General features: G+C 56.7%; 5 protein-coding genes and 1 pseudogene. All 6 read left to right on the top strand.

Going from position 1 to position 6,260, the window contains the following annotated elements:
* The first annotated feature begins 52 nt into the window (after positions 1–52).
* Entirely contained in the window at positions 53–1,471 is a 1,419-nt protein-coding gene (locus GOW04_RS20570; protein WP_371807921.1) for a mannose-1-phosphate guanylyltransferase/mannose-6-phosphate isomerase, read from the top strand.
* A 52-nt stretch (positions 1,472–1,523) separates the two neighbouring features.
* Complete coding sequence (locus GOW04_RS20565) at positions 1,524–2,831, top strand: glycosyltransferase family 1 protein (RefSeq protein WP_171230456.1); 1,308 nt, start codon at positions 1,524–1,526, stop codon at positions 2,829–2,831.
* Positions 2,819–2,941: pseudogene (locus GOW04_RS20560) on the top strand (transposase); the annotation flags it as partial. The gene GOW04_RS20565 and the pseudogene GOW04_RS20560, both read left to right, overlap by 13 nt.
* Positions 2,942–3,104: 163 nt before the next feature.
* Positions 3,105–3,929 carry a glycosyltransferase gene (locus GOW04_RS20555; protein ID WP_171233851.1) on the top strand — a complete coding sequence of 275 codons (825 nt, stop codon included), beginning with the start codon at positions 3,105–3,107 and terminating at the stop codon, positions 3,927–3,929.
* Between the two features lie 257 nt (positions 3,930–4,186).
* The gene (gene gmd, locus GOW04_RS20550; RefSeq protein ID WP_367397138.1) at positions 4,187–5,224 is read left to right on the top strand and encodes a GDP-mannose 4,6-dehydratase; all 1,038 of its coding nucleotides are present in this window, start codon (positions 4,187–4,189) and stop codon (positions 5,222–5,224) included.
* Entirely contained in the window at positions 5,224–6,117 is an 894-nt protein-coding gene (locus tag GOW04_RS20545; protein ID WP_171120436.1) for an NAD-dependent epimerase/dehydratase family protein, read from the top strand. Before gmd ends, GOW04_RS20545 begins: the two co-directional genes overlap by 1 nt.
* The last annotated feature ends 143 nt before the right edge of the window (positions 6,118–6,260 follow it).

Genomic DNA, 6,260 nt, shown 5'->3' with positions numbered 1-6,260 from the left:
GGTGTTAAGTTGAGAGTAGAAACCTCTATTTACTGGCAAAGGTTGTTTGATCGTGTCCATCACTCCTGTTCTTCTCTGCGGCGGTTCCGGCACCCGCCTTTGGCCGCTGTCCCGGAAATCCTACCCAAAGCAGTTTGCCGCCATTACCGGGGAAGAGACCCTGTTTCAGGCCTCGGCCCGGCGCCTGTCCGGAGAGGGGTATGGCGTGCCCTTGGTGGTGACCGCGTCTGATTTCCGGTTCATCGTGACTGAACAGTTGCTGGCAGCGGGTATTGATCCAGGTGCCATTCTGATCGAGCCGGAAGGGCGCAATACCGCGCCTGCGGTTCTGGCTGCGGCCCTGCATGTGGCGGCATCCGACCCCGAGGCCCTGTTGCTGGTCGCACCATCCGATCATGTCGTGCCTGATGCAGATGCGTTCCGCGCCGCTGTGGCCGCAGGCGTGCCCGCGGCCCAGGCCGGGCAATTGGTGACCTTTGGAATCATGCCGGACCGCCCTGAGACCGGATATGGGTATCTCAAGCTGGCGGGGGCGCCTGACGGCACCGCGCCCGTCAAGCTCGACAGTTTTGTCGAGAAACCGGATGTGGATACGGCAACGGCGATGTTGGCCGATGGCAAACATCTGTGGAATGGCGGTATCTTTCTGTTCCGGGCCAATGATGTCATCGCCGCCTTTGAAACCCACGCGCCGGCGCTGATGGCCCCGGTCAAGGCAGCTTGCGAGGCAGCCACGACGGATCTTGGTTTCCTGCGGCTGGACCCTGAGGCCTGGGGGCAGGTCGAGGATATCTCGATCGACTATGCCGTGATGGAGAAAGCCGACAACCTGAGCGTCGTGCCGTTTTCCGCTGGCTGGTCTGATTTGGGTGATTGGGACTCGGTCTGGCGTGAAGCGGGCCCCGATGAAAACGGGGTTGTGGCGGCGGGCAGCGTTACGGCTATTGACTGCAGCGACACGCTTTTGCGTTCAGAGGCGGGCAATCTGGAAGTGGTGGGTATCGGCCTGAAGGACGTCATCACCGTGGCAATGCCTGACGCGGTTCTGGTGGCGGATAAATCCCGCGCGCAGGACGTGAAGAAAGCCGTCGAAGCGCTTAAGGCCAAGGGCGCAAACCAGGCCACTATATTTCCCAAGGATTTCCGTCCGTGGGGCTGGTATGAAAGTCTGGTTATTGGTGGACGCTTCCAGGTCAAACGCATCCATGTCCACCCCGGCGCGGCCCTGTCCCTGCAAAGCCATCACCACCGTTCCGAACACTGGATCGTGGTCGAGGGCACTGCGAAGGTCACGGTCGACGGCGACGTCAAACTGGTCACCGAAAATCAGTCTGTATACATCCCGCTTGGCGCTGTGCACCGCATGGAAAACCCCGGCAAAGTGCCAATGGTTCTGATCGAGGTACAAACTGGAAGTTATCTGGGCGAAGATGACATCATCCGCTATGAGGATGTTTATTCCCGGGTCTAGGGCGCTCCGGGAAGACTGCCTCAACTGAACGGATGATCAAACGGAAACGGGAATGGTGAAAGAGCTTAATGCAGCCGAAAAGCAGCAGGTTGTCTATGACCTGACTGAGGTTCTTTTGGCCTCAACCGGTAAGCTGCGCTACTACGGGATTGCCAGGGTCGTTGCCGAGATCGGCGCTGAACTGAAAAAGCAGGGCACGGCCGTCAGGTTCGCCGTTTTTTCACAAGGCCATGATGAGCTGTTTGAAATCTTCCCAAGTCTGCGGGCAGATGGCGGGGTGGACTTGAACGTTCCCAGCGGAATCCGGCAAGTGCGTGTGCGCAGTCACCACTATACCAAATCCGTGTTGCGGGATCTGGCGCTTGCAGCTGTCCGGCCGCTGGTCATGCGCAGAAACCGCAAGGCCTGGGAAGCGATCGCACCGGGCATGACGCCCATAGACATGTCCGGCAAAACCCTGGTGAGCTGCGGGCGACCCAAGCTGATCGTCGAGATTCTGTGCGCACTGGATCGCAAGGGCGTGTCTTGCGACATCATTCCCATGCTGCATGACATGATCCCCTTGCACGATTTTGAACACCGGCTGGCAAGCTTTCCGCGCAACTTCATCGGGGACAACCAACTGCTGGTTTCGCGGTCCAAAGCCTTGTTGGCCAATTCCGAGTTCACGCGGCAGGAGATTCTGGATTTTTCCCAAAAAGATATCCTGCCTGAAGCGCCAGAAACCTTTGCTGTGCCTCTTGTGCATGAATGTCCGGAAGGAACCGAACAGGCTGAGCAGGACGCCCCTGAGCAGCCCTATATTCTGACCGTTGGATCAATGCTGGGCCGCAAGAACCTGGATGTGGTCTTCGAGGCGATGCGCATTCTGAAACGGGATGGAAAAGACGTTCCCACGCTGGTTCTGGCCGGGGCGTTGCGCCACAAGACCACGGCCTATCTGCAATCGGATGAATGCAGCACAATCCGCGATCATGTGGTTTTTCGCGAAAACCCCAACCAGACGGATTTGGTAAATCTATATAAAAATGCACTGGCGCTTATCATGCCCAGCCGAATGGAAGGTTGGGGTTTGCCCGCAGGCGAAGCTTTGTGGTTCGGCACGCCAGCGCTCTGCTCTACCGCGGCCGCTCTGAAAGAAGTGTGCGGAGACCTTGGCGTTTATTTCGACCCGGATCGGGCCGATCAGCTTGCAGATCACATCACAAGGTTGCTGACGGATCCGGATTTCACCGAACAACTGCGCACGCGCATTACCGCACATAAACCGCAGCTTCGCACCTGGACGGACGTTGCCGTGGACTTGCGCGGGGTGTTGCAAAAACTGGGTTACTGGAACCGCCCGGGGCGGAGTGCCTGAACGCCCACTGGTTCATGAGCCTTGCGGATGCTCGGGAAAAGTTGGAGGATTGGCGTAGGCACTACAACGAGGACAGACCCCACAGCGCTATTGGATACAACGTCCCGATTGCCTGCATTATCCCGATGGCGTTACCAGCCCGTCATCATGAGACAGCCGGAAAATTCCAGCTCCCGGCGGTCCAAGGTTGGGGAGCAGAGCAACCAAACCCAAGGGCTCTCCGCCAGGTGGAGGAAACTTGGGGCTCAGGTCACGCAGCTTACAGCTGGAAGCATGCCTTACATATTCTATGACTGGCTTTTGACCTCTCGGGAATATACGAGCCGCTACATGACGATTTCCGAAGCCACCCGGCGCGATCTTTTACGCTTTTTTCAGGCGCATGACATTCAGCACACCGCAACGACTGTTCCTTTGGCGCAGGCGGGACTGTCCAAAACCGAACCCGCAGAGAACGAGGTGCATCAGCAAGGCCCCGTGTCTTCCCGGATTTCGTTTGACGCATACCCTCAGCTTGAAGATGCTCGCCACCTCAATGCCCATTTGCGGAAAATTGTTGGTGAACCCTACGCCCTTTGTGTTGGCACGGTGGAACTGCGCAAGAATATCTGGCGCACGGCGATGGCATGGAAATATCTGGTTGATCAGGGTCATACGGACCTGCCAAAGCTGATATTTGCCGGTCGCAGGGGCTGGGTGACGACAGAGTTTGATCTTCTGATGAAGGGGACGGGCGATGTGTACGGTTATGTCAGCGAAGTTAAGGGCCCAACGGACGAAGAGCTTCACGTTCTCTACAAGAATTGCCAGTTTGTATTGATGCCCAGTGTCTACGAAGGTTGGGGCCTGCCTGTGGGCGAGGCGTTGGCTTACGGAAAGTCCGCAGTTGTCGCCGAGAACAGCTCGCTTGTCGAAGTTGGAATGGATCTGGTTGAATATTGTGATGCAATGAGTGTCAAAAGCATTGCCGAAGCTGTCCTGAGGCTCAATGATCCCTCTCACCGGGCAACCCTGGAAGACAAAATCAAAGTCGCGGATCTGCGCAGCTGGTCTGATGTGGCTCAGGATATGGGGCAGGCTATGTACGCACCCAGATAATTCAACGCATATTGGAGAGTTTCAGGCGTTTGAGCCGGTCAGCCCTTGATCGAAAAGTTCGCCCCCCGGTTCAAAGTCCGGCTCAGAACGGTTCCCCTCCGATGCAAAATTTTGAAGGTCGCTTGTTCCGCAACGGGAGTTAAGCGAAATCACACCGCAGCGGCCATGTAGACATGGCGAAGTTGACAAAAAAGAGTATTGCTCATGTCGAGGTGTCTCATCCGATGGGCAATCGACAAAACAGAAAGGGATTAGGAGTGACAAAAACTGCGATCGTTACAGGTATCACCGGGCAGGATGGTGCTTATCTCGCACAGCTGTTGCTGGACAAAGGATACAAGGTCGTTGGAACCTTTCGCCGGGTTGTTTCCACGAATTTTTGGCGCATTGAAGATCTGGGAATTCGCAATCACCCCAATTTGGTTCTGTCCGAGCTTGATCTGACGGACATGGGGACGATGATCCGGCTTATTCAGCAGGTAGAGCCGGACGAAATCTATAACTTGGCCGCTCAAAGTTTTGTGGGCGTTTCGTTCGAACAACCGCACACGACGGCGCAGATTACCGGCATCGGTGCCCTGCATCTGCTCGAAGCCATCAGGATTGTGAACCCCAAGATCCGGTTCTATCAGGCGTCCACTTCCGAAATGTTCGGCAAGGTTCAGGAAGTGCCACAGCGCGAGACGACCCCGTTCTGGCCGCGCAGCCCGTATGGTGTTGCCAAGCTTTATGCGCACTGGATGACGATAAACTACCGCGAAAGCTATGGTATCTTTGGCAGCTCGGGCATTCTCTTCAACCACGAGAGCCCTCTGCGGGGGTTGGAATTTGTGACCCGCAAGATCACCGACGCAGTCGCCAAAATCAAATTGGGCCAGCTTGACTGCCTTGAGCTGGGCAATCTCGACGCGAAACGCGACTGGGGTTTTGCCCGGGATTACGTGGACGGCATGTGGCGTATGCTGCAAGCCGATGAACCCGACACGTTTGTGCTGGCAACCGGTCGTACCGAGACCGTACGGGATTTTGTCTCCATGGCATTCAAGAGTGCGGGAATCGAGCTGCGTTTCGAAGGCGAGGGCGAGAAGGAAGTGGCCGTCGACGCCGAAAGCAACCGTGTTCTCGTGCAGATCAGCCCCAAATTCTACCGGCCTGCCGAAGTGGATTTGTTGATTGGTGACGCAAGCAAGGCAAAACAAGAGCTTGGCTGGGAAGCCTCGACGTCCCTGGAGGACCTTTGCCAGATGATGGTTGAGGCAGATTTGGCGCGTAACGAGAAGGGCGTGTCCTTCTGATGTCTGCGCTCCGAGTTTTGATTACCGGACGCCACGGGTTTACCGGACGCTACGCCGCGAAAGAGCTTGCAAGGGCGGGATGGGATGTTTGGGGGACTGGGGCTCATCCGGCCCCTGAACCCGATCCCAATTACCTGGAAGCGGATTTAACCGATGCTCGCAGCCTTGAGCGGGTTATCACCAATGTTGCGCCGGACGCAGTGCTGCATTTGGCGGGGGTCGCTTTTGTGGCGCATGGGACAGCAGAGAGCTTCTATCAGGTCAACCTGATGGGGACGCGGTGCTTGCTTGAAACGCTGGCCAACACCGGGCACGGAAGCAAGGCCGTTGTTCTGGCCAGCAGCGCAAATATCTATGGCAACGCCACAGAGGCGTCCATCCGGGAAATCACTCGTCCGGCGCCGGTTAATGATTACGCGGTTTCAAAACTTGCCATGGAGCACATGGCCCGGCTGTTTGACGACCGCCTTCCTATCGTGATCGCGCGGCCATTCAATTATACGGGCAACGGGCAGGACCCCAAATTCCTCGTACCGAAGATCGTTTCACATTTTCGTCAAAAGAAGCCGCAGCTGGAGCTGGGTAATCTGGACGTCGCGCGGGATTTTTCGGATGTGCGCGACGTGGCGCGGATATACAGGTTGCTGCTTGAAACCGCGCCTCGGGGTGAAACCGTGAATGTCTGCTCGGGCAAGGCAACGGCGCTGGGAGAGATCTTGGATATGTGCCGGACCATCACCGGCCATGAGATCGAAGTGGTGTCCAACCCTGCTTTTGCGCGTGCTCAGGAAATAAAAATTCTGATGGGCGATCCAACACATCTGGAAAGTCTGATCCCGGTGGGCGTTCGCCACAAGCTGGAAGAGACGCTGCAATGGATGCTGAATACGTGATCCGTGATACCACCCTGAGTCAAATGAGGCCGGGCGCGGATATTCACCGGGCGTTGGCCATCCAAGACAAGGCTGTCGTTGCAGTGGGCAAAAGGACTGGATGAAGATGTGCCGCTGAGTGCGAAAGTATCAGCGGTGCGCGG

Origin of the sequence: Ruegeria sp. HKCCA4812, assembly GCF_013034245.1 — a bacterium.
GTDB lineage: Bacteria > Pseudomonadota > Alphaproteobacteria > Rhodobacterales > Rhodobacteraceae > Ruegeria.
Note: the sequence above shows the minus strand (reverse complement) of the source record. Positions and strands in the feature narration are given on the sequence as shown.